Origin of the sequence: Snodgrassella sp. B3882, assembly GCF_026535915.1 — a bacterium.
Lineage (GTDB): Bacteria > Pseudomonadota > Gammaproteobacteria > Burkholderiales > Neisseriaceae > Snodgrassella.
The window spans coordinates 616,597-642,108 of the sequence record NZ_JAFNPF010000001.1 but is presented as its reverse complement, the minus strand read 5'-3'; the positions used below and the strand labels follow the sequence as shown (position 1 = coordinate 642,108).

Sequence of the window (25,512 nt, the reverse complement as noted above, 5' to 3'; positions counted from 1 at the left end):
GTCAACTTTTATTGGTCACATCACCACAGACAGCGATAATACTGCCATTAACGGAAAGCTCTTTGCCTTTATGACCGCGCTTATTAACGATATCCTGAATGCGTAAAACCTCGCGATGATTGGCACCGCGCTTGCCACGTGTTTCCAATACAAATTCTCCACCTTCTATTAGACTAATAAACTGCAGTGTCTCACCTTTGGGCAAGCTCATTATTTGTAATCCACGCCCTTTACTCATGATTTTAAGTTCGCTTAAAGGAAAAGCCAGCAAGCGATTGGCACTGGATAGGGAAACTACGTTGATACTTTCAGGTGAACTTACCCCTGTGGCTGATACCTTGACAGGAGCTAACATGGTTTCATTTTCATTCAGTGTCATCACCACCTTGCCATTTTTGGTGCGACTAACCAGATCTTTCATCTGGACGATGAAACCATAGCCACTGCTGTTGGCCAATAAATAATATTGATCAGGTAAGGCGCTGATGATGGCAACAATTTCAACCCCTTTTGCCAGCTCTACTAAAGAGCCAACCGGAACCCCATCGCCCCGACCACCAGGGATACTGGCTGCATCAACGGTATATGTCCGACCTTGTGAATCTAACAGCACGACTGGCCAGATTGTTCGACTTTCAATAGTCTGTAACAGATAATCACCTTCTTTAAAGGTGGTTTGACTCAAATCCAGATGGTGACCAACACGGGTCTTGAGCCAACCTTGTTTAGATAAGATTAAGGTAATCGGCTCATCCGCAGTAGTTTGGGTTAAGGTGGCCCGATCTGCAGCCTCAATTAAAGTTCGTCGATCATCTCCATACGTTTTGGTATCAGATTCAATTTCTTTAATAAGCAATTTCTTTTTGGCTTTTTCATCTTGCAACAAAGTGGTCAATTCACTGCGTTCCTGTTGCAGTTTATTTAATTCTGTTTCAAGTTTAATCCATTCTAAACGTGCCAGTTGGCGTAAACGTATTTCCAGAATATCTTCTGCTTGAATGGTGCTCAAACCGAATGCAGCTATTAATTCTTCTTTCGGTTCATCAGATTCGCGTATTACCCGAATGACTTCATCAATGTGGAGAAACGCTATTTGTCGACCTTCGAGAATATGAATGCGTTTTTCTACTTGTTCCAAACGATATTGTAAGCGACGGGTAATGGTCTTTAAACGGAAGCTCAACCATTCCTGTAAAATTTGACTTAGATTTTTTTGTGCCGGCCGATTATCTTGGCCCATCATAACCAGATTGACTGGTACGTTGCCTTCTAAACTGGTCTGAGCCATCAGGGTATTCATAAAATCATCGGGATTCTGACGGCTAGATTTAGGCTCGAATACCAGACGCACCGGCGCTTGACCGTCTGATTCATCCCTGACTCTATCTAACAGAGAGAGCATTAATGTGCGGGTATTTTGTTGCTCTTGAGACAGATTTTTTTTACCGGTTTTAGGCTTGGGATTGGTCTGTTCTTCTATTTCTGCCAGAATTTTTTGTGCAGAGGTACCGGGGGGTAATTCGGTGACAATGGCACGCCAGTGACCACGGGCCATTTTTTCGATTTCATAGCGTGCACGCACACGGATGCTGCCCTTACCCTGAGTATAGATAGTCTGTATATCTTCTTTTTTACTGATAATCTGCGCACCACCGGCAAAATCTGGCCCGGGTATATATTCCATCAGCCCGGCAGTATCCAAATCCGGCTGCTTTAATAATGCTACTGCCGCGGCACTGACTTCTCTCAAATTATGCGAAGGAATTTCAGTTGCCAATCCCACAGCAATGCCAGAAGCACCGTTGAGTAGCACCATAGGCAATCGCGCTGGTAGTACCATTGGTTCAACAAAAGCCCCATCATAGTTTGGAATAAAATCGACTGTGCCCATGTCGATTTCGGACAACAGTAATTCCGCCATGGGTGTCAATCTGGCTTCGGTATAGCGCATAGCTGCCGCACTATCGCCATCGCGCGAGCCAAAATTTCCGATGCCATCAATTAATGGATAGCGCAACACAAAATCCTGTGCCATACGCACCATCGCATCATAGGCAGACGCATCACCATGCGGATGATATTTACCGAGGATTTCGCCGACTACACGCGCTGATTTCACCGGTTTAGCACCATGTACCAATCCCATGTCTTTCATCGCATACAAGATGCGTCGCTGCACTGGCTTTTGACCATCAGCAACATCCGGTAAAGCCCGTCCCTTCACTACGCTCATTGCATAGGATAGGTAAGCCTGTTCAGCGTATTGACCGAGTAATAAATAATCATCGGAACGATTGGGTTGGGAAGTAACATCATTCATATTCAATAAACTTAACTTGAGTGCAGAAAAAAGTCACAGACTTTTATTGTAAGGGATTACTGTTTTGTTACCAAAACTGTATGCTGCTTATCTGGATTAAATCAATGATTTTTATTAACAATCAATGACAAATATTGATTAATTTTATATTAAATTAATCGACAAATCTGTCGTTTTTTACCCCATTTACCGGCAGTTTTTATCTGCATTTTGCCTTACAGCAAAATAAGTTATTCGCTAACAATTAAAAAAGCTGTCCAGAACAACTCTGGACAGCTCCATCGATCATATACGATTAATCTGCCTGTCGACGAATAACAGCTGGAATTTCAAAATCATCCAATACAGATTGATTAGAAAAATCGGCTGCCGCCAGATTCATGCTGCGGGCACTGCGACCAGAGCGCACTACGCTACCAATATCAGGATAAGCATCATCGGTACCTGTCGCTTGTGCAGAGTGTACTACACGTAAATTGCTTGATTGTTGCTGTAGATTCTTCTGCTCTTGTAAGCCGGTAGCAATGATGGTCACACGAATTTCACCTTCTTCCATGCTTTCATCTTCAGATGTACCGTATTTCAAGGCAGCTTCTGGATGAGCGTATTCATCAATCATGCTCATGATTTCTTTATATTCAGACATTCTCAAGCAGCCTGGAGCTGTAGTGATGTTCACCAACACGCCCTGAGCACCATCCAATGTCACATCATCCAATAGAGGACTAGCAATTGCTTGTTCGGTAGCGATGCGGGCGCGATCAACGCCTACTGCATTACCAGAACCCATCATGGCCATTCCCATGATACTCATCACGTTTTTCACGTCGGCAAAGTCAAGATTAATGATACCTGGATTGGTAATCACTTCAGCAATACCAGCTACTGCATCGCGCAACACGCTGTCTGCTGCGCGGAAAGCGTCGCGCATACTGACATCTTCACCCAAGGCAGACATTAATTTATCGTTTGGAATGACGATTAAAGAATCAACGGTATTTTTGAGTGTTTCAATACCATGGTTTGCCACTTCAATGCGTTTACCTTCATATTCGAAAGGACGGGTCACCACGGCTACGGTAAGGATACCCATTTCTTTCGCCAATTCAGCCACGACTGGAGCTGCACCAGTACCGGTTCCCCCACCCATACCAGTGGTAATAAACAGCATGTTGGCACCACGAATGGCATCGGCTAGTGATTCGCGATCTTCCATAGCAGCATTACGACCAATTTCTGGATCTGCTCCTGCTCCAAGACCGCGGGTTAGATTATTCCCCAGCTGTATACGTTTGGAGGCCTTACTGTTCTGCAAGCTTTGCGCGTCAGTATTAGCGCTGATGAATTCAATTCCACCTACTGCATTTTCTACCATGTTATTTATAGCATTACAGCCACCACCACCAATACCGATAACTTTAATGACTGCGGCACCGACAGCTGCTTCTACTACATCATATACCAGTTGCATTTATGTCTCCTGACAAAACCCACGCTATGATCTGAATCATTTTATAAATAGCTTTCATTATATAGACACTTCTATACTTTGCGCAAAAATTATGTCATATAAAATATATTTTGGGTTAAAAATTGTTTTTAAACCATGCCTGAAATTTACTTAACCAGGACTCTTTCGGCTCATTATGTATTTGTACCGGCCCCTCATTTTTACTGTCGTCTTCACTAGCTGCCTGCAATAAACCTATTGCAGTTGCATAACGGGGATTGCGAATGCGTTCGGAAACTCCGCCCATTTCTTTCGGTACACCAATTCTTGCTGGCAGATTGAACACATCTTCAGCTAACTCAACCATACCGGGTAATAGGGACGCTCCACCGGTCAAAACTATGCCAGAAGTCAGCACATCTTCTGGGAAACCAGAACGTCGCAGTTCATTCAGGGTTAGTTCCAGAATTTCCTCTACTCTGGGACCAATCACACTGGCCAAAGTTCGGCGGGAAATTTGTCGTGGATTACGATCGCCCACGCTGGGTACTTCTACCATATCATCCAATCCGCCCATGGTTGCCAATGCCACACCATGGTTGATCTTGATATATTCGGCAGCGCTGTGTGGCGTACGCAAAGCTTGCGCCAAATCTTTAGTAATTAAATCCCCTGCCACGGGAATAACAGCGGTATGCCGAATTGCGCCATTAGTGTAAACGGCAATATCGGTGGTACCTCCACCAATATCAATGACACAAACTCCTAAATCTTTTTCATCCTCTGTCAACACGGACTGACCGCTGGCTAAAGGCTGCAAGATCATTTTATCGATATGCAAACCGCAGCGGTTGACACATTTTTGAATATTTTGCATCGCTGTCACGGCACCAGTGATGATATGAATACGTGTATCCAATCGCACCCCACTCATACCGATTGGCTCGCGCACACCTGGCTGATTGTCAATAATGAACTCTTGTACCACGGTGTGAAGAATATCGTGATCAGGGGGAATGTTAATGGCTTTAGCAGTATCAATGGCACGATCAATATCTGCCTGACTGACTTCACCATCTTTGATTTTTACGACACCCTGAGAGTTGAAACTGCGAATATGATTGCCGGCAATACCCGTTGTTACTCGGTCTAACGGAACATCAGCCATCATCTGAGCTTCTTCCATAGCTTGCTTGATCGCTTGTGCTGTGGTCTCAATATTGGTCACCATACCGGCTTTCAAACCGCGAGAAGGTGCTTGTCCTAACCCAATAATATGAATTTCATTGTCATCCTGTACTTCACCAATCAGGGCAATTACCTTAGACGTACCGATATCCAATGCACTGATGTATTTTTTACCTTTAACCATGGTCATCACTTTAAAAACATATAATCAATATTTGCTCATCTCAACTGGTCATAATGCAGATCGATCATTATCTGTATACACAACCTCTGGTTCACTGCCACGATTTTGTACGTGCGGATTACTCTTGTAACGCAATGCAAACCCATCTGAATAGCGCAGATCCACGTAATCAATATCTTTGGCTTGAGTTTGCAATACTTTTGGCCATGCCCAAACAAAATGGGACAAACGCGTTTCAACATTTTCGCGTCCTAAACGGAGGCTAATACCATTATCCAATACTATATCCCAAGCTGATCGATTACTTAAGTGCAGCTGACGAATATGCAAATTTGTTGGACGAAGCAAATTTTCGAATATTAACAAATTAACCGCCATAATGCGAACGGAACTTTCTGCCCCAACCAGCAATGGCAGATCGTTTTTCACTTGCGCTGTAAATAATTCACCATTCTTATCAACCAATTGCCCATTTTCCCACTGCGCTATCGGCTCGCGTTCTTCAATATCCAATAAGATCGTATCAGGCCATATTCTTTTTACCTGTACTTTAGAAACCCACGGTAATTTGACCAAATCTGCTCGAGCAGCATTTAGATTAACGGTAAATATATTGCCATAAAGGTACTGTTTACTGATGTTTGCGATTTCCGCAGTCTGCACGTGTTTTAAAGCTTGTGCAACCTTAATCTGACGTACAGGGAAATAAGGCGAATGAACCAACCATACGCCTCCAGCAGTCAATAAGCATAATGCGACGCACAGATACAGCCAGCGACACAGTCGCTTCAAGGCTAAGGCATTATCCCAGAGTCGCATGACTTAAAATTTCAACACACAAATCTTCAAAACTCAAGCCAATTTGATTGGCCGCTTTGGGTACCAGACTATGGTTAGTCATTCCAGGTACTGTATTGACTTCTAGAATGTAAATTTTCCCATCTTCATCTCGTAAAAAATCGACTCTGCCCCAGCCTCGCCCACCTAAAGCTTCGAAAGCCTGTAGGGTTAAGTTACGCATATGCTGCTCATCTGCTTCGCTAAGATCAGACGGACAGAGATAAACGGTATCATCGCGCTGATATTTGGCTTCATAATCGTAAAAATCAGTGGCAGGAACAATTTTTATACTGGGTAAAGCTTGGTTGTTGATAATGGCACAGGTATATTCACCACCGGTAATAGCTCGTTCCGCCAATATTTCACCATGATATTGCTGCAATTGTTGATACGCTTGTGCCAATTCACCTGCTTGCCTAATTTTCATCACACCAACACTACTACCTTCAGCAGCTGGTTTCACAAATAATGGCAAACCTAATTCAGCTTCAATGGCCGTAAAATCACTGTCATCATTCAATACCACAAAGGGCACACAAGGCAATCCAACGCCTTGCCATACCAGCCGACTGCGGAATTTATCCATACCTAAAGCACTGGCGGCCACCCCACAACCAGTATAGGGAATGCCCAGTGCTTCCAAAGCACCCTGCACAACGCCATCTTCGCCAAATGAACCATGTAAGATATTAAAAGCGCGAGAAAACTTTTGACTGACCAAATCCGATAGTGGCTGATGTTTCGGATCAAACGCATGAGCATCAACACCTTTGTTTTTTAAGGCAGCCAAGATAGCTGCACCACTGTCTAGTGAAACATCGCGTTCAGTTGAAAAGCCACCCATCAGGACAGCAACTTTACCAAAATCATTCATGGTTATCATTCTTTCTAATATTTTTCTACATTTATAGCACGCTTTAAAACCATACAGGCTTAGTTATTTGTGGCCGCTGCAAGCAACATGGACGGTACCTTATTGATACTGCCTGCGCCCATATTGAGCAGTACATCACCATCTTGCAGTATATTTAATAAAGTTCCAGCCAATTCATCAACATTAGCAACGTAAATTGGCTCAACTTTACCAAGCACTCTGATGGCTCGCATCAACGCTTTACTGTCTGCGGCAACAATTGGGTCTTCGCCAGCGGTGTACACATCAGTTAAAACCACACTATCCGCTTTGGTCAGCACCTGAACAAAATCCTCAAACAAATCACGTGTTCGGGTATAGCGATGCGGCTGAAAAGCCACCACCAAACGTTTTTCCGGATAGGCACCCCGTGCTGCTTCAATGGTAGCCGTCATTTCAACTGGATGATGACCATAATCATCAATAATCAATGCCGTTCCACCCTGCGGTAAAGCGATATCTCCATAATTTTGGAAACGCCGTCCAACCCCGGCAAAACTTTCCAGCCCCTGTTGAATGGCCCAAACAGGTACATCAATTTCCAATGCCACACCAATCACCGCTAAGGCATTGAGCACATTATGGCGCCCTGGCATATTTACAGTCACACTAAAAGGTTTAATCCCTTTTTTGCGCGTATGGACATCAAAACACATGGTGGCACCATTGGTAGTAATATTGGTGGCATATAAATCCGCGCTATCATCTAGCCCATAAGTGACGAAAGGTTTCTGTATGTTTGGCAGAATCTGCCGCACATGTTCGCTATCAATACACAAAAAGGCTTTACCATAAAAAGGCATACGGTGCACAAAATCAATAAAAGCCTGATGCAATTTTTCAATATCATGATCATAGGTATCCATATGATCTGTATCGATATTGGTGACCACCGTAAACAGCGGCGTCAGATACAAAAAGGAAGCATCAGATTCATCCGCCTCGGCAACAATATATTCACCCTTACCCAATTTGGCATTACTGCCAGCAGCTGTTAAGCGACCACCAATAACAAAAGTTGGATCCAGTCCGGCTGCCGCCAGAACCGACGCCGTCAGACTGGTGGTGGTGGTTTTACCATGCGTACCACCAATCGCAATACCACGACCAAAACGCATGATTTCAGCTAACATCATAGCGCGTGGTATCACCGGAATTTTATGCGCTGCCGCAGCCACAACTTCGGGATTGTTTTTTCTAACAGCAGTAGAAGTAACCACCACATCTGCACCGGCAATATTTTCAGCTTGGTGCCCAGTAAAAATACTGACACCAATTGATCGCAAATGCTCAGTTGCCGCATTATCGGCCAGATCTGACCCGCTGATGCAATAGCCCTCATTATGCAACACCTCAGCGATACCACACATACCAGTTCCCCCAATACCAACAAAATGGATATGGCGGATGCGATCTTTCATGTTTTCTTTCATGCTTAATAACTTTTCTTGATGCCTTCAATTTTGTGCAAGGCAGAATTTCAAATGAGTGAAACCAATTTAACTTTGATTGAGAACACAATTCTCTGCTTCTTTTGCCACTTTGGCGGCACTGTCTGGCTGTGCCAGTGCCCGAGCTCGTATCGCCATTTGCAAGCAGTGTTCACGGGTTAAATCTGCGAGTAAGTCGTGCAAAGACTGTGCCGTCATGGTTGACTGTGGCAATAACACCGCGGCACCTGCATTGACCATAAAGCTGGCATTGGCTGTCTGATGATCATCTACAGCGTGTGGATAAGGAACCAAGAAAGCACCTACACCAGCTGCGGTCAATTCCGCAATCGTCAACGCGCCAGCACGACAAATAACCAAATCAGCTTGCCGATAAGCAGAAAGCATGTCGGTTATAAATTCTGTACAATCCGCTTCTATACCTAGTCGGGCATAGTTTTGTTGTAAATCGGTCAATTTATTGCGACCAGATTGATGTAAAATTTTAGGTCGATGTCCATCTGGCAAGAGAGCCACAGCTTGCGGAACAATCCGATTTAAAGCATCTGCACCCAAACTACCGCCAACCACCAGAATATTTAATACCCCTTCTCGACCACTAAACCGTTGTTGCGGGATGGGTAAATCTGCAATATCCGAACGAACTGGATTACCAACTAATCCGTCTTTATTGGCAAATACATCTGGAAAAGCATACAAGACCCGATCAGCAAATTTTGCCAATACTTTATTAGAAAGTCCGGCAATAGCATTTTGCTCATGCACGATCAATGGCAGAGCGCTCATTTTAGCGGCCACTCCACCCGGAAAGGTGACAAATCCACCAAAACCAATGGCAGCATCAACTTGATGTTTCTTGATAATTTGCCGAGCCGCCATAATGGTTTTAATCAGCGTAAACGGCAGCAGAAGTTTGCGTTTCCAGCCATTACCCCGAATACCTTTGATTGCCAGCGTTTCCAGCGGAATATCATACTGGGGCACCAGCCGGGTTTCCATTGCGCCTTCACTACCTAACCAAACGATACGGTGACCGTGCTGCTGCAAGGTTTGCACAACCGCCAGTGCTGGAAAAATATGTCCGCCTGTGCCCCCAGCCATGATCATAAAGGTTTTTGAACTCATTTTCTTTTCCGCTAATTATCTGCACATAATTTGATCACACTTTAAAACCACGCATGACACGACGATTTTCGTAATCTACTCGTAATAATAATGCGATACAGATTAATATAATGATGATCGCCGATCCCCCATAGGATAACAGGGGTAGAGTTAATCCCTTCGTCGGCAATAGTCCAATATTGACACCGATATTAAAAAAACTTTGAATCCCAATCCAGATACCGATGCCTTTGGCGACAAAAGAACTGTAAAACAATTCGAGATCTCGGGCCTGCTTACCAATTGAAAAAGCGCGAACCATCAACCAGATATAGCAGAACATCAACACCAGAATACCAATAAAGCCAAATTCTTCACCAATCACAGCCAAAATAAAATCCGTGTGCGCCTCAGGCAGATAAAAACGTTTTTCCAGACTCGCGCCTAGTCCAACTCCAAACCAGCCACCGCGCCCGATCGCCATCAAAGAATGGGTCAACTGATAGCCCTTACCCAGCGGATCAGCCCATGGATCCAGAAAACCGGTTACACGCGCTAGTCGATAAGGTTCAAATAACACCAACAAAATCATTGCCGCTAAGCCACACCCAACCACCGCCATAAACCAACGAAATGGTAAGCCAGCTAAAAATAACAGTCCGATAGAAATAATCGACACAACCACGAATGAACCAAAATCGGGCTCCAACATAATTAGCCCTAGCCCTAAACCGACCGGAATACCAGCAAACCAGACTTTTTTAAACTCTTTTAAAATTTCCGCACGACGGGTAAAAAAACTAGATAAATACAAAATGATCGCCAACTTGAATATTTCCGTCGGCTGTACATTAATGATGCCCAGATTAATCCAACGTTTAGCACCATTGATTTCCCGCCCCATGGCCAACACCACCACCAGCATCACCAGACTAAACAACAATATCAATGGTGTTAGCATTTTCCACGTGCGCAAAGGAATACGGACTACAATCAATCCTAAAAAGACACCACAGCCAAGAAAGGCTGTTTGACGGATCAAATAATAATATTTGCTCCCTCCATCATGGGAAGCGTATGCAATAGAGGCGGAATAAACCATAATCAAACTAAAGCTGGCCATCAACACCACCATCCACAGCAAAGACTTATCATAGGTGGCGCCACGACGGAGCAAATTACGGTCTAATAAGCGTGACTCTTTGATCATGAGGACTCCTGCAGCTGATGCACGCTTTGAATAAATACTTCACTTCGATGTGCATACCCTTTGAACATATCGAAGCTGGCACAGGCAGGACTGAGTAAAACAATATCGCCACTTTGTGCCAATGCAAAAGCCCGATGAGTCGCCTCTGGCAAATCAGCACAGTATTCTACTGGATAATCTACATTTTCCAGCACATCACCCAATTGCTTTGCATCTATACCAATCAGTAACACAGCACGGGCTTTATTTTTCAGGGCAGTGCGCAATGGCGTGAAATCCTGCCCTTTTCCTTGTCCGCCAGCAATCAATACAATTGGATGATTAAAACCAGTCAATGCAGCACATGTGGCGCCTACATTGGTGCCTTTGGAGTCATCGATAAATGTCACACCATTGATTTCGGCGACTTTTTCCACCCGATGTGGTAAGCCTTTAAATTCTTGCACATATTGGATAAGATTGTCGGTGGCTAGACCTATAGCTTCACATAAAGCAAACGCAGCCAGAACATTGGCTGCATTATGGCTACCTTGAAGAGATAAATCTTGTTGAGCAATAACTGCTACCTCATTTTTGCACAAGCTGCCAGCATTAAGCCACCAATCAACCGGCTCATGGAGAGAAAACCATTTAACTGTTCGATGATGGCGTACCATAGCACGACAAAATACGTCATCATGATTCAGTACTTGAATAGTGTCGCCGCGGAAAATTCGATCTTTTGCATGCGCATAATCCAATAAATCATCATACCGATCCAGATGATCTTCAGAAATATTTAACACAGTTGCGGCGGTAGCATTCAAATAAGGCGTGGTTTCAAGTTGAAAACTGGATAGCTCCAACACCCACACATCTGCACTCTTGCCCCGACGTGCCAAAAATGCCTCTAGTACCGGTGTGCCAATATTTCCGGCACAAACGGTATCCAAACCACTGCGTTGACATAAATACGCCACCAAACTAGTTGTCGTTGTTTTACCGTTTGAACCAGTAATGGCAAGAATTTTACTGTTGGTATCGCTGAGTAAATCAGCCAAAATAGCGATATCACCCAAAACCATACCGCCAGCCGCTTTAAAAGCCCTGATTTCAGGCTGATGCTGGCTAACACCGGGGCTTAAAGCTAAGATGTCATAATTGTAAAAATCAGGTATTGAATTTAATTCATCGGTGAAAAAAGGAATCCGAAACCGTTCAGACAGCTCTTGTTTGGTATCATTTATTAACTTGGCATCATATCCTGCCACGTCGGCTCCGGCCTGTTGCAGAAATTCCAGCATAGATATGCCAGTTCGTCCCAAACCTAGTACCAAAACTTTTTTACTCTGCCAGTCAATCATGGCTCAGTCCTACAAAATGTCTAACCTCAATCACCCAAAGTTGCGTATCAGCGAATTTTGAGTGAAGACAAACCCACCAACACCAGAATCATGGTAATGATCCAGAAGCGCACCACAACTTGGGTTTCCTTCCAACCTTTTTGCTCAAAATGGTGATGAATTGGTGCCATTAGAAAAATCCGTTTTTTTCTTAATTTATACGAACCGACCTGCAACATCACCGACAAGGCTTCCACCACAAACAAGCCGCCCATGATCACCAAAACTATTTCTTGACGCACAATCACCGCAACTGTGCCTAGAGCAGCCCCAAGTGCTAAAGCACCGACGTCACCCATAAAAACCTGTGCAGGATAGGCATTAAACCACAGAAAACCCAGACATGAACCGCAAATTGCCGCACAAAAAATCACCACTTCATTAGCTCCAGGTACATGTGGCAATTGTAAGTAATGCGCAAATTCTGCATGACCACTCACATAAGCGAAAATAGCCAAACCTGCAGAGACCAGTACCACCGGGAATGCCGCCAAACCATCCAGACCATCGGTCAAATTGACAGCATTGGAAGTACCTACAATAACAAAATAAGTGAGAATAACGAATCCAATTCCACCGAGCGGATAAGCAATCGCTTTAAAGAAAGGTACGATAAACGCTGTGGTTGAGCTTAAATGAGCAGCGTAATACAACACAATGCCTGCTACCAAAGCCACTACAGACTGCCACACCATTTTGAAACGAGCAGAAACTCCGTTAGGATCCTTGAAGACAACCTTTTTCCAGTCATCATAAAAACCAAGTGCACCGGTACTTAACATCACAAATAGCAAAACCCAAATATAAGGATTAGCCAAATTGCTCCATAACAAGGTGGTTAACGTAATGGTCAGCAAAATCAGCGTCCCGCCCATGGTTGGGGTACCGGTTTTAATCAAATGAGTTTGTGGACCATCATCCCGAACAGCCTGCCCTACTTTCAGCTCAGTCAGCTTTCTGATCATCCATGGACCAAACATCAGACTCAAGCATAGCGAAGTGAGTGCCGCCATCACCGCACGGAAAGTCGTATATTGAAATAAATGAAATCCATTAACCCAATTATGAAAAAGTTCTGCTAACCATAACAACATGGCTGTTTTCCTTGTCACAGCACATGCCGCAACGGTTAATTAACATAAAAAATATTTCTCTGAGATCAAGCTTAATATTACAGAGAAAATGAAAATAGTATAACGACCTGACCGTAGTCACCAACAACGTTACATGCAAAGATGAGTTAATTCTCAATTAAAGCAGCAACCACATCTTCCATGTGCATAAAACGAGAACCTTTCACCAAAATCGTTGCCATTGGCTGATCCCAATGGCGCAAAGCGGCAATCAATTCGGCTTTATGCTCAAAAAAAGCATCTAACGCGCCATAAGCTTCAGCTGCATATTTGGCGTCATCACCTATAAAAAAAGCAGCCTCTATTCCACGCTCGCGCATATAAGCCCCAACTTCAGCATGCAATGCGGGCGCATTAATCCCCAGCTCACCAATGGCACCCATCACCAGCACACGTGGTGCGGGGAAAGAAGCCAGAACATCAATCGCTGCTTTGAACGCGTCCGGATTGGCATTATAAGTATCATCAATGATCAATGCACCATGAACACTGCGTTTTTGCTGTAAACGTCCTTTAGCATTAACAAAATCAGCCAAAGCAGTGAGCGCAGTTAATGGAATGTTGGCACTTAAAGCCATGGCACAGGCGGCAACCGCATTATGCACCATATGCAACCCCGGTACCGGAAGCTGCAAAGCAATCATGTCTTGCGGGCTATGCAAATCAAAACTCATGCTTAGCGGTTCTAAAACAATATTTTCTGCATGTACGTCACCATGGTTGGTGCCAAACGTCACCACATGCTTGCCTTTCAGCGCCGCGGCATAAATACTAGACTGGCCATCATCTAGCGGAATCAATCCCGTACCTTGCTCATCCAAACCTTGATAGATTTCACTTTTCGCACGAGCAATATCGGCCACATCCTCAAAACCACAGCCGATGTGTGCACGCAAAGCATTATTAACCAGAGCAAAATCGGGGCGAGTGAGATCAGTTAAATAGCTCAATTCACCCACATGATTCATACCCATTTCAATCACAGCGTAGCGGTGATGAGCGGTTAGCTGCAATAAAGTTAGGGGCAAACCAAGGTGATTATTCAAATTGCCCGCTGTAGCCAGTACTTTTTCATCTCCTGCATAGCGACGCAGAATGGTTGCCAGCATCTCCTTAACCGTAGTCTTGCCAGCAGATCCCGTGATACCAAATACTTGCAATTCAGGATTAACAGCCATTCGCCAGGCATGGGCCAATTGTCCCAAAGCCTGTTGCGTATCTTCAACCAACACACAACGATCCTGCTGTGCAAAATCTGCACGACTAACAATACATAACACAGCACCTTGCGCCAACACATCATTGACAAAGTCATGCCCGTCGAAATGTTCCCCCTTAATAGCGACGAACACATCCCCAGCTTCAACCGCACGACTATCAATCACCACGCGGTTAATAGCTGTATTAGCAACAGTGGGTAACTGAGCAAAAGTTTTAAAGATAAAATTCACATCAAGTATCGGCATCTTTTTTCCATTCTCAACCGACATTAATCACGCAACGCCAAAGCGCTTTGCGCTACTTCAAAATCAGAAAAATGCTGCTTAACACCGTTGATATCCTGATAAGTTTCATGACCTTTACCCGCAATCAAAATAATGTCATCCACCGCAGCATGACTAACAGCAAAGCCAATGGCAGCACGTCGGTCAGCCTCTACCAGTACCGGATCAGCAACCGCAGGCAAAATATCATTAATAATTTTCAGCGGGTCTTCAGTGCGCGGATTATCACTGGTCACCACCACACAATCAGCGCCCGCAGCAGCAGCGGCACCCATCAAGGGGCGTTTGCCTGCATCCCGATCTCCGCCACAACCAAAAATACACCATAATTTTGCATGATCTGGTTTGATTTCCTGCAAAGTAGCCAATGCTTTTTCTAAAGCATCTGGCGTATGGGCATAGTCCACCACCACCAGCGGTTGATTATGCCCCCGAAGACAATCCATTCGCCCTGTAGCCGGCTTAATCTCCGACCAAACCGAGACCACATCCGCCAAAGCAAAACCATTGGCACACAGCACTCCTACACAAGCGGCTAGATTTAAGGCATTAAAGCGACCAAGTAGATGCGTAAACACCTGCGCTTCACCCCATGGCGTCATCAAATGTAACTGCATCTGACTGGCATTGACAGCAAAATCAAGAATACGAATATCAGCCGCAGAATGAAATCCATAAGAATAAACGGCTAAGTGTGGACATTGCTGACGCAAATCCTGATTTAAACGCCAGCCAAAATCATCATCAATATTAACTATTGCATGCTGCAAACCATGCCAATAAAACAGCGAAGCCTTACAGGCTCCATAGGCATCCATATCGTGATGATAGTCAAGATGATCGCGGGTAAGATTAGTAAACACAGCAGAGGTAAAGGGAACACCCACAACCCGACTTTGATCCAAACCGTGGCTGGAAACTTCCATCGCCACCGCCTTTGCACCCTCATTTACAAAATGCTTCAGCCAGGTTTGATTTGAAACCGCATCCATAGTGGTATTGCCGGTACTCTGTAACTGTTGCCAGTATCCATTACCCACCGTTCCCATAATGGCACATTTTTTCCCCAACTTATCAGCCGCCTGAGCCAGCCATTGCGATATAGAAGTTTTACCGTTGGTACCAGTTATACCCCAGATAGCCAAATGCTTACCCGGATAATCATAACAGGCTGCAGCCACCAAACCAGCACGCTCTTTTAAGTCTGAAACACCGGCGTTGGGCACCTTCCACTCATCCCGCCAACAAAACTGACCGTCATCATCCCAGAAGACAAAAGTGGCTCCATTATCAATGGCAGCCTGAATATAATCGCGACCATCTACATACTCGCCCTGACAAGCCACAAAAACATCACCGGGCAAGATTTGCCGGCTGTCAATCCGTAATGTTCTACCTTTAATTAAAGCATGCTCTTGCGCACTAATTGAATATTCAGACAGAGATTTTTTCAGCGAAAACATAGTTTGATCATTTCAACAAATTGTGTGGCGCAATATAAAACAGACAACCTGCATAAAATACAGGTTGCTGTTGGATTAATTGGCGGCCAATCTTGGCTTATCATTCATGGGTTTAGTAGGAGCAATACCCAGCACATTTAACGTACCAGCCATCACATCATGAAATACTGGACCCGATACCGTACCACCATAATAGCCATTAGCTGTCGGATTCTGAATATTGACTGCCACAATTACCCGTGGATTATCTGCCGGAGCAAAACCGATAAAAGTGGCCATATGTTTGGTGGCTGAATACTGTCCATTGACCAACATCCGAGCCGTACCGGTTTTCGCAGCAACATCATAACCATTTATCGCACCTTGTACACCAGTACCGCCAGGCTGAGTCACCGCAATCATCATATGCCGTACTGCTCGTGCTGTTTCAGGTTTAATAATCTGTTCGCCCTGCGGTTTGTCATTGAGCTTTTGAAAACTTACCGGCAACAGCTGACCATCATTCGTAAAGATCGTATAAGCACGAGCCAACTGCAACAGACTCATTTGAATTCCATAACCGAAAGACATCGTAGCCTGTTCAATCGGCCGCCATTTACGCCAGTCACGAACCACTCCCGATGTTTCCCCTGGAAAACCGGAATTCATACGTCGTCCAAAGCCCAGAGAAGTATACAGGTTATACATTTCTTCTGGCGTAAACATCGCAGAAATTTTACTTGTTCCAACATTAGATGATTTCTGAATAATACCGCGTACATCCAAATAAGGATAATTATGGGTATCGCGCACCGTAGCCGGACCAATATTATAAGGCATGGTATTAAAACCACTGTTAATGCGGATTTTCCCACTATCCAACCCTTTGGCAATCGCAAATGGCTTCATTGCACTACCCGGTTCGATCATATCAGTCACCGCCCGATTACGACGAGCATCACTAGTGGTTGCGCCTGGATTATTTGAATCATAACCTGGTGAATTCACCAGAGCCAAAACTTCTCCAGTCTTTCCATCCAAAACCACCACTGACCCAGCTGCTGCCTGATGATGATGCATGGCTTTTTGCAAAGAATCATAAGCAATGGACTGAATCCGCTGATCCAAAGACAGCACCATATCCGCGCCATTCAATGGTGGATGATTGCGTGGAGAATCCAAACTATCAACAATATTACCCTTATTATCGCGCAGCACTACCTTCGCACCATCAACACCGTGCAAAATCTGTTCACTGGACAACTCCAGACCTTCCTGTCCTTTGCCATCAATATTGGTGAAACCGATAATGTGCGAAAAAATTAACCCCATCGGATAATGACGCTTACTCTCCTGCTGAAATGCTAGCCCCTTAATATTTAGCGCTGCTACCTTTTCTGCCGTTTCCACCGGCAGCTGACGTTTTAAATACACAAAATCCTTATTTCGACTTAAGCGTTCCTGAATCACCCCTACCGGAACATCAATCAATTCTGATAACTGAGTCAACTGCTCTTGAGTAGGCATAGATGACATAGCAGATGGAACTGCATACAAAGAATCTGCTGGTGCACTGATGGCTAAAGCCGCACCGGTACGATCAGTAATCGTGCCACGCGAAGCAGTAAGCGAAACAGTACGCACAAAGCGCTGGTCGCCCTGCTCCTTCAGAAAATCATGTTTTTCCGTCTGCAAATATACGCCTCGTCCCACCAGCATTGCAAAAGCCACTGCAATACTGCTGAGCACCAGAATAATCCGACCATTAGTCGTCACAGGCTTAACCTGTTTGACTTTGTTCGGTACCATGCGTGGTTTGTAATCATTCTTAATCAACATAGTAATTCCACTAAGGAAGTAACTGTTTAAAACAGCATTCCAATATATTCAGCATACTCAACCTATTACTTTTGCGGTTGCATCGACTCCAGCATTTTCGTCTCAGCTAAAACTGGCAGATGCATATTTTGATGCCCTGCAGCATCCTGAATCATCTGATGATTCGATAACTTAGCCTGCACCAGCTTCAAACGGCTGAAATCCTCATTCAACAACTTTTCCCCTTTTTGCGCTTTATCCAACGCAATGAAAAACTGACGTGATCGATCCTGCACCGTGACCACGGCAAAAGCCGAAGCCAAAACCACCAAAAGCAAAATAACGTTGATCTTATTCATCTTCGTCAAACACTATAAATCAGTGACTGCGCTCAGCTACCCGAAGCACCGCTGAACGGGAGCGCGGATTGTTAGCAACTTCTTCAGCAGTAGGTTTCTGCGCCTTGCCAATCAATTTCAAAGGCGGTTGTTCCCGTTCTGCTTCCTTCACCACTGCCCAGCGAGGCAATGGCGCCGGTTTACTGTACTTTTGCATAAAACGTTTCACAATCCGGTCTTCAAGCGAATGAAACGAAATAACCGCCAAACGCCCACCGATATGCAGATGATTCATCACCTGCGGTAAAACCTCATCTATCTCTTCCAATTCACGGTTAATAAAGATGCGAATGGCCTGGAAGGTGCGTGTGGCCGGATCCTGGTTCCGCTCGCGAGTATGGACGACTTGTGCCACGAGACGCGCCAGCTGGCGGGTTGTGGTAATCGGTACTTCCTGTCGTTGTTGAACAATTGCGCGTGCAATCTGACGACTAAACCGCTCTTCACCATAATTCCTAATTACCTCGTGTATGTCCTGCTCATCAGCCACTTCTAGCCATTGTGCCGCCGAGTTTCCACGGGTAGGATCCATCCGCATATCCAACGGAGCATCAAAACGGAAACTGAACCCTCGCTCCACTTCATCAATCTGAGGAGATGACACACCCAGATCAAACAAAGCACCATCAATGCCAGCGATACCCAGTTTCTCCAGTTCTGCCTGCAAACTGGAAAATCCATTATGCACCACCACTACCCGCTTATCCTGCTTTGCCAGCTCAGTGGCTACCGCTATTGCCTGAGGGTCCTTATCAAAGACAATCAATCGACCCTCAGCACCCAACTTGGACAAAATCAACCGTGAATGACCGCCACGCCCAAACGTTCCATCTACATAAATTCCGGCCGGCTGAATATTCAGACCATTTACTGCTTCATGTAGCAAAACAGTAACATGACCATGATCACTTTTATGTTCACTCATAATTGAAGTTGAGTTTTACCTAACTCTGCAGCCAGCATATCTTCATCCATATCCAAAGCTGCATTATTTTGTTCTTCCCACAGTGCCCTGCCCCACACCTCAATGCGATTGGCACGACCTACCACATATACTTCTCGTTCAAAATTCACCAGCCGCCGCAGATGACCGGGTAAAAGCACACGTCCGGCACTATCTAGCTCCATCGTATCGGCATTATGCAAAAGCAAATTTTGATAAGCCTGCAAAACCTTATTTCCTGCCACAGGCAACTGCAATAACTGTTCTTCCACCGTGCGCCAGTATGACTCTGGATAAAGCAATAAATGCGTACGCCTCTCAAGCGTCGCCACCAATACCGGACTGAAATGACGCGCAAGCAGATCGCGGAACTTGGCTGGAATAGCCAATCTTCCTTTGCTATCAATGCTTAATTCGTACGCGCCACCAAACACCAGTCAGCTCCATTTCCAAAAACAGGGATTATCCCCCACTTTGCCACACTTTTACACACTTATTCACACTATAAAGCAAATTTGCATATTGGGTCAACGCGATTTAAGTATTTTTTATCCTAATGACTGTTAAATAAAAATAAAAAAATTTTAATTTTTTCAAAGTATTATTCGTAGATTTATCAAATCGCCAACATTTATATCCGTCATATAATTTATTATCTTAGGCAACACCATATAGACAAGTTTATAATTCCAAACTCTTTACATTTCCTGCTCACCTCAATATGAATCACCTGCCCCAGCCGGATAAAGTAGCTCTGAACCACAGCCAAATCCTCACCAAACACATAAAACAACAAATAAATCAGAATCATAACTGGATATCATTTGCTGATTACATGCAAATGGCATTATATAAGCCGCAATACGGCTATTATGCTGGTGGTTTAAAAAAATTCGGAGTTAAGGGAGATTTCATTACCGCACCAGAACTAACCCCACTATTCGGACAAGCTCTGGCAAAGCAGATACAAGATTTATTACCGCAAACAGCCGGTAATATTTATGAATTTGGTGCCGGTAGCGGCCAATTGGCCTCCACCCTACTCAACACCCTGTCAGAAAATCAGTTCAATCACTATTACATAATAGAATTATCTGCCGACCTTATCAGCCGTCAACAGCATACCATCAATACCCATGCACCCCATCTGGCACATAAAGTAAAGCATTTATCCCAGCTTCCAGCCACATTAGATGGCATCCTGCTTGGTAACGAAGTATTAGATGCCATGCCAGTACCGGTCTATCAACGCAATGGATCAGAGATTGCCGAAATGGGGGTGAGCTGGCAGGAAGATAAATTAGTCTGGCAAAAAAAAATCTGTCATGATGCAAATGTTTGCCAACAAATATTGCATACCTTTCCACAGACAGCTACGCCCTATCAATCCGAATTGCATCCACGGCAATATGCCTTTATAGCCACACTGGCTGAAAAACTTGAGCGGGGTGCCATGATCTGGATTGACTATGGTTTTGACGCCAGCCAGTATTACCACCCACAAAGACAACAGGGTACCTTAATCGGACATTATCGCCATCATGTTATCCATGATGTCTTCTTCAATCCGGGACTGACCGACCTGACCGCACATATCAACTTCACCCGTATTGCTGATGCAGGCATTGATCATCATCTGGACCTGATTGGCTATACCAGCCAGTCCACATTTTTACTTAATCTGGACATTATCCAACTACTGGAACAAACAGGTAAACCAGATGAACCTGCCTATATTGCGGCTGCAACAGCCTGCCAAACCTTATTGGCACCGCAAGAAATGGGTGAACTATTTAAAGTCATTGCTTTTGGCAAAAAAATAGATCCAGACTGGCGCGGGTTTAGTCAGGGAGATCAATGCCATAAACTGTAAGCCAATTCACAAGCTATCATCAACCTACACTACAGTACCACTTTACTGCACCAAATGATTAGTCATGGCAAGACAGTTTAAACCGCTTATAACAGATAAACAGCCAACTTATTTCTACTATATCGCCCAAAGCCCAATCTGCCGGAAAACCAATTATCCACTCAGCCTTATTCACCGCTCAAATTTTTATTAGACAATAACTAATTTACATCCGTGGCTACCTGTACAGATTGCGGCTGCAAACAGGCTAAATCAGCAGGATGCATGGCCACCAGAAATCCGCGCTTTCCACCATTAATATAAATCATCGGCAAAGCATAAATACTTTCTTCCACATAGACCGGCAGTCCAGACTTATTCCCAAACGGGCTCGTCCCTCCCACCAGATAACCCGTCCATTTATTTGCCTGTTGTGGACTGGCCGGCTCAATGTGTTTCATTCCCAGATCTCGTGCCAGTTTACGTGTAGAAATATGCTTATCACCATGCATCAGCACAATCAAACCTTGTTTGTGCTCATTTTGCAGCACAATTGTCTTGATCACCGCATGTTCAGGTACACCCAGTGTGAGAGCCGACTGTGCTGTACCACCATGTTCAACATAAGCATATTCCTTCGGTTCAAATACCACATTATGTTCGCGCAAAAAACGAATAGCTGCCGTAACCGGATATTTCACTTTACTCATCATCTATACCCATCAAGCCATCATCAGCTGTGTTACCATCAACAAATGTACAAAAAGGGAGAAACTACACCATGAGTATTCAATTTTACCAGAGCGCAAACCGCTTTGCAGAAGCCACCCTATGTAATGAATTGATCTTTCTATCCGGTCAAGTCCCCACCAATCTCCAAGCAGATATCACTGCCCAAACAGCCAACGTATTGGCACAAATCGATCAAATACTCACAGCATGCAATAGTGACAAACAACATATATGTGAAGCGGTCATCTACCTAGCCGATATGCGAGATTATGACGGCATGAATCAAGCATGGGATGATTGGATTATTCCAGGTCGTGCTCCGGCGCGAGCCTGTGTACAAGCCGCACTGGCGAATGCACAATGGAAAGTAGAAATCAAAATCACCGCCGTACAAAAAACCGCCACATAACAAACACCCGCACACAGCGGGTTGCAGAAACACAAACTAACTTAGTCCAACCTTAAACCAACCAATTTACCTGTCAATGGCAGAAATTTTAATTTGAAAAAAAAGAGTATATATAGTTAGAAAATTTAGACAGCGTCAAAGCCATAAATTAAGAATAAGCACACCAAAACCAAAAAATTGCCACAAAATTTTAATAGGCAATTAAAAAATGATTCAAAAGAAATTTGAAATTTGCCTTGGCGAGATACCAATCCCATATATTTTTTTATATAGGAATAATGTTTATTTCACTCCTTGATCAAGGAACTTACAACTATCTTTAAATTTTTGCTCACAAGCATGTGCAAAATACTTTCTAGCTAACTCGTTATTTTTTTCAACACCATCACCTTTATAATACATAACGCCTAAATTATGCATTGCTTCAGTGTTACCATTATTTATTGATTTTTTATACCAAAATAGTGCTTTTTCTTTATCGACTTCGAAACCACCGTCACCTTCGTTATACGCTTTTGCTAAATAATATTGTGTTTCTCCAAGCTCTTTTTTCATTGCGTTACTGAGCCAATATACCGTTTTATCTTTATTAACTTCGAGACCTTCTCCTTTGTCATACAGTTGTGCTAAACGAGATTGCGCTTGAGCAATTTCATATTCTGGTCCAGTGATTTTTCTATGTAGCCTTTTACGTAGTTCTGCTATAACATCGTCACTTTCATTATTTAAAACTGCTAAATAATATTGGGCGTGAACAAATCCTTTTTTTGCTGCTTTCGTATACCAATACACTGCTTTCTCTTTATTGACTTCAACACCGTCACCTTTGTCATATTTCTCTGCTAACTCTAATTGCGCCGAACCCTCATCTTGTTCCGCTGCTTTTGTATACCAATAGAGCGCTTTTTCTTTATTTCCTTCATGATCATACATACTGGCTAAACCATATTGCTGCGCATAAACAAACCCTTGTTCAGCAGCTTTAGTGTACCAATAGAGCGCTTTTTCTCTATTTTTATCGAAATTGAACGACCGCCCTAATTCATATTGCGCAAGAACAAATCCTTGCTCTGCTGCTTTAGTGCGCCATTTTTCACGTTCAAACCTTCTGGATAAATCATATTGCGCTTGAACAGATCCGGCTTCCGCTGCTTGAGTGAGCCAATAGAGCGCTTGTTCTTTATCGACTTCGACTCCCTCACCTTCTTCATACATACGTGATAAACCATATTGCGCAACAGAAACCCCTTGTTCCGCTGCCTGAGTAAGCCAATATAGCGCTTTTTCAGTATTTTTTTCGACGCCGTCGCCGTTGTAATACATAAATGCTAAATTAAACTGAGCATCTTTATCTCCCTGCTCAGCTTCAGTGTTACAAGCAATAAAAGCTTTTTCAAAATCTTTTTGTTCAAAATAGGTAGCGCAATGATTAGCGTAAGCCGTCGTCGATAATAATGCAGTTAATACAACAAACAGTACTTTTTTCATTAGTTTTCGTTAAATTCCTAAAATATAATAATTTTTTTATTTTTCCTGCTGGCAAAAATCGAACAAAAAATACGCTTACTATCTATTACTCGTTAACAATGTTCTTTTAAATGGCTTATCGGAATATGGAGTTGATAAAATGACTAACACGCCAACAAAATATCTTGAGCCGTATTAAAATGTCACTGTTAAGCTAATTTATATCAAAAAAGTAATTGTGTTAACAGAATAAATAACATTTTTAGGCTGTATAAAAAAGAACTGCCTTAATATGTAAGACAGTTCTTTTAACAGATTTCTGATTTGCGTGATTTAAGAATAATGTTTATTCCTCTCATCACAACTTACTTTGCATCCTAAGTTTGTTCAAAACACTTTTTAGTGAACTCGCTTTTTTCTACACTGTCATCTTTACAATACATAACACCTTAATTATGCGTTGCTTCAGTAACACCCTGATCGGCTGCTTTTTTATACCAATACAACGCTTTTTCTTTATCGACTGCGACACCATCCCCTTTGTCATACATAAGTGCTAATTCATATTGTGCATTACCAAGCCCTTGTTCAGCGGCTTTTGCGTACCAATATAATGCTTTTCTTTTATCAGGTTTGACCCTATTGCCTTCGGCATACATATGTGCCAAATCAGATTGCGCTTCAACAACCCCATATTCTTGTCTTTTTCCTTGAGCTTTAGCTCGAGAGTACCAATATCGTGCTTTTTCTTTATTGACTTCGATACCCTCACCTTGGTTATACCTATATGCTAACTCTAATTGCGCAGAAATAATCCCTTCTTCCGCTACTTTGGTATACCAATATAGCGCTTTTTCTTTATTGATTACGCCATCTATACCTTGGTCATACATAAGAGCTAACTCATATTCTCCAGCAGCAAGTCCTTCTTCCACTGCTTCAACTTGAGCGTACCAATATGCTGCTTTTTCTTTATTGACTTCGACACCCTTACCTTGGTCATACATATATGCTAACTCAAATTGCGCAAATTCATACCCCAGTTCCGCTGCTTGAGTGTACAAATATAGGGCTTTTTCTTTATCGACTTCGACACCATCTCCTATTTCATACATACGTGCTAAATGATATTGCGCCTCACTAAGCCCATGTTCCATTGCTTTAGTAAACCAATAGAGCGCTTTTTCTTTATTTTTTTCGACACTGTCACCTCTGTAATAAAGAAGGGCTAAATCATTTTCCGCCTTATCAAACCCATGTTCTGCTGCTTGAGTGAGCCAATATAGCGATTTTTCTTTATTGACTTCAATACCGTTATCGTCAACATACATAAGTGCTAACTGATATTGCGCCTCAAGAAATCCTTGTTCCGCTGCTTTTGTGAACCAATAGAGTGCTTTTTCTTTATCAATGCCGACACCATACCCATTGTTATACGTTTGTGCTAAATCATATTGCGCCTCAATAAGCCCTTGTTCCCCTGCTTTTGTGTACCAATAGAGTGCTTTTTCTTTATTGTCGGCACCTATACGTTTGTCATATAGTCGTGCTAAATTATACTGAGCTTCCCTATCTCCTTGATCAGCCTCAGTGTTACAAGCAATAAAAGCTTTTTCAAAATCTTTCTGTTCAAAATAGGTAGCGCAATCATTAGCGTAAGCCGTCGTCGATAATAATGCTGTTAATACAACGAATAGTATTTGTTTCATCAATTTCCCTTAATTTCCAAAAAATATAATTTTTTTATTTTGTCTACAGACAAGAAAAGAAC

The 25,512-nt window shown here is 43.4% G+C and carries 21 protein-coding genes; 2 read left to right on the top strand and 19 right to left on the bottom strand.

All coding sequences use genetic code 11. The annotated features are described in order from the left end of the window. Position 1: 1 nt before the first annotated feature. The 16 genes from parC to mraZ all read right to left on the bottom strand — a co-directional run bounded on the left by parC (position 2) and on the right by mraZ (position 19,715). A complete protein-coding gene (gene parC / locus J3U68_RS02705; RefSeq protein ID WP_267374348.1) occupies positions 2-2,320 on the bottom strand; it encodes a DNA topoisomerase IV subunit A in 2,319 nt (772 codons plus the stop codon). Positions 2,321-2,615: 295 nt separating this feature from the next. Continuing rightward, positions 2,616-3,791, bottom strand: coding sequence for a cell division protein FtsZ (gene ftsZ, locus J3U68_RS02700; protein ID WP_267374345.1), 1,176 nt, complete (start codon positions 3,789-3,791; stop codon positions 2,616-2,618). A 115-nt stretch (positions 3,792-3,906) separates the two neighbouring features. Beyond that, complete coding sequence (gene ftsA / locus J3U68_RS02695; RefSeq protein ID WP_267374343.1) at positions 3,907-5,142, bottom strand: cell division protein FtsA; 1,236 nt, start codon at positions 5,140-5,142, stop codon at positions 3,907-3,909. A 48-nt stretch (positions 5,143-5,190) separates the two neighbouring features. Next, positions 5,191-5,961 carry a cell division protein FtsQ/DivIB gene (locus tag J3U68_RS02690; protein WP_267374341.1) on the bottom strand — a complete coding sequence of 257 codons (771 nt, stop codon included), beginning with the start codon at positions 5,959-5,961 and terminating at the stop codon, positions 5,191-5,193. Continuing rightward, positions 5,945-6,856: a D-alanine--D-alanine ligase gene (locus tag J3U68_RS02685; protein ID WP_267374339.1), complete on the bottom strand. Its 912-nt coding sequence runs from the start codon at positions 6,854-6,856 to the stop codon at positions 5,945-5,947. Before J3U68_RS02685 ends, J3U68_RS02690 begins: the two co-directional genes overlap by 17 nt. Before the next feature lie 59 nt (positions 6,857-6,915). Further along, entirely contained in the window at positions 6,916-8,316 is a 1,401-nt protein-coding gene (gene murC, locus J3U68_RS02680) for a UDP-N-acetylmuramate--L-alanine ligase (RefSeq protein WP_267374336.1), read from the bottom strand. 78 nt (positions 8,317-8,394) lie between these two features. Beyond that, positions 8,395-9,471: an undecaprenyldiphospho-muramoylpentapeptide beta-N-acetylglucosaminyltransferase gene (murG, locus tag J3U68_RS02675; RefSeq protein WP_267374333.1), complete on the bottom strand. Its 1,077-nt coding sequence runs from the start codon at positions 9,469-9,471 to the stop codon at positions 8,395-8,397. A 34-nt stretch (positions 9,472-9,505) separates the two neighbouring features. Next, complete coding sequence (ftsW, locus tag J3U68_RS02670) at positions 9,506-10,660, bottom strand: putative lipid II flippase FtsW (RefSeq protein ID WP_267374330.1); 1,155 nt, start codon at positions 10,658-10,660, stop codon at positions 9,506-9,508. Beyond that, complete coding sequence (gene murD, locus J3U68_RS02665) at positions 10,657-12,000, bottom strand: UDP-N-acetylmuramoyl-L-alanine--D-glutamate ligase (protein ID WP_267376188.1); 1,344 nt, start codon at positions 11,998-12,000, stop codon at positions 10,657-10,659. Before murD ends, ftsW begins: the two co-directional genes overlap by 4 nt. Before the next feature lie 50 nt (positions 12,001-12,050). Then, on the bottom strand, positions 12,051-13,136 hold the full coding sequence (mraY, locus tag J3U68_RS02660; RefSeq protein ID WP_267374327.1) for a phospho-N-acetylmuramoyl-pentapeptide-transferase: 1,086 nt from the start codon (positions 13,134-13,136) through the stop codon (positions 12,051-12,053). A gap of 146 nt (positions 13,137-13,282) precedes the next feature. Then, on the bottom strand, positions 13,283-14,641 hold the full coding sequence (locus J3U68_RS02655) for a UDP-N-acetylmuramoyl-tripeptide--D-alanyl-D-alanine ligase (protein WP_267374325.1): 1,359 nt from the start codon (positions 14,639-14,641) through the stop codon (positions 13,283-13,285). Positions 14,642-14,664: 23 nt separating this feature from the next. Further along, positions 14,665-16,143 carry a UDP-N-acetylmuramoyl-L-alanyl-D-glutamate--2,6-diaminopimelate ligase gene (locus tag J3U68_RS02650; RefSeq protein WP_267374322.1) on the bottom strand — a complete coding sequence of 493 codons (1,479 nt, stop codon included), beginning with the start codon at positions 16,141-16,143 and terminating at the stop codon, positions 14,665-14,667. A gap of 75 nt (positions 16,144-16,218) precedes the next feature. Next, positions 16,219-17,961 carry a peptidoglycan D,D-transpeptidase FtsI family protein gene (locus J3U68_RS02645; RefSeq protein WP_267374319.1) on the bottom strand — a complete coding sequence of 581 codons (1,743 nt, stop codon included), beginning with the start codon at positions 17,959-17,961 and terminating at the stop codon, positions 16,219-16,221. Between the two features lie 65 nt (positions 17,962-18,026). After that, positions 18,027-18,299: a cell division protein FtsL gene (ftsL, locus tag J3U68_RS02640; RefSeq protein WP_267374317.1), complete on the bottom strand. Its 273-nt coding sequence runs from the start codon at positions 18,297-18,299 to the stop codon at positions 18,027-18,029. Positions 18,300-18,318: 19 nt separating this feature from the next. Beyond that, positions 18,319-19,263: a 16S rRNA (cytosine(1402)-N(4))-methyltransferase RsmH gene (gene rsmH, locus J3U68_RS02635; protein ID WP_267374315.1), complete on the bottom strand. Its 945-nt coding sequence runs from the start codon at positions 19,261-19,263 to the stop codon at positions 18,319-18,321. Further along, entirely contained in the window at positions 19,260-19,715 is a 456-nt protein-coding gene (mraZ, locus tag J3U68_RS02630; RefSeq protein WP_267374313.1) for a division/cell wall cluster transcriptional repressor MraZ, read from the bottom strand. The genes rsmH and mraZ overlap by 4 nt, the downstream gene beginning before the upstream one ends. A gap of 287 nt (positions 19,716-20,002) precedes the next feature. Between mraZ and J3U68_RS02625 the strand changes: the two genes are divergently transcribed. Beyond that, complete coding sequence (locus tag J3U68_RS02625; RefSeq protein ID WP_267374311.1) at positions 20,003-21,154, top strand: class I SAM-dependent methyltransferase; 1,152 nt, start codon at positions 20,003-20,005, stop codon at positions 21,152-21,154. 200 nt (positions 21,155-21,354) lie between these two features. Here J3U68_RS02625 and J3U68_RS02620 read toward each other — a convergent pair whose 3' ends face one another. Then, positions 21,355-21,843 (bottom strand): aminoacyl-tRNA deacylase, encoded by a 489-nt coding sequence (locus J3U68_RS02620; RefSeq protein ID WP_267374309.1) that lies wholly within the window; start codon positions 21,841-21,843, stop codon positions 21,355-21,357. A gap of 71 nt (positions 21,844-21,914) precedes the next feature. Between J3U68_RS02620 and J3U68_RS02615 the strand changes: the two genes are divergently transcribed. Further along, positions 21,915-22,274 carry a RidA family protein gene (locus tag J3U68_RS02615; protein ID WP_267374308.1) on the top strand — a complete coding sequence of 120 codons (360 nt, stop codon included), beginning with the start codon at positions 21,915-21,917 and terminating at the stop codon, positions 22,272-22,274. A gap of 282 nt (positions 22,275-22,556) precedes the next feature. Here the strand turns inward: J3U68_RS02615 and J3U68_RS02610 are convergent, their stop codons facing one another. After that, positions 22,557-23,762 carry a tetratricopeptide repeat protein gene (locus J3U68_RS02610; protein WP_267374306.1) on the bottom strand — a complete coding sequence of 402 codons (1,206 nt, stop codon included), beginning with the start codon at positions 23,760-23,762 and terminating at the stop codon, positions 22,557-22,559. A gap of 428 nt (positions 23,763-24,190) precedes the next feature. Beyond that, on the bottom strand, positions 24,191-25,450 hold the full coding sequence (locus tag J3U68_RS02605; RefSeq protein WP_267374304.1) for a tetratricopeptide repeat protein: 1,260 nt from the start codon (positions 25,448-25,450) through the stop codon (positions 24,191-24,193). Positions 25,451-25,512 lie beyond the last annotated feature (62 nt).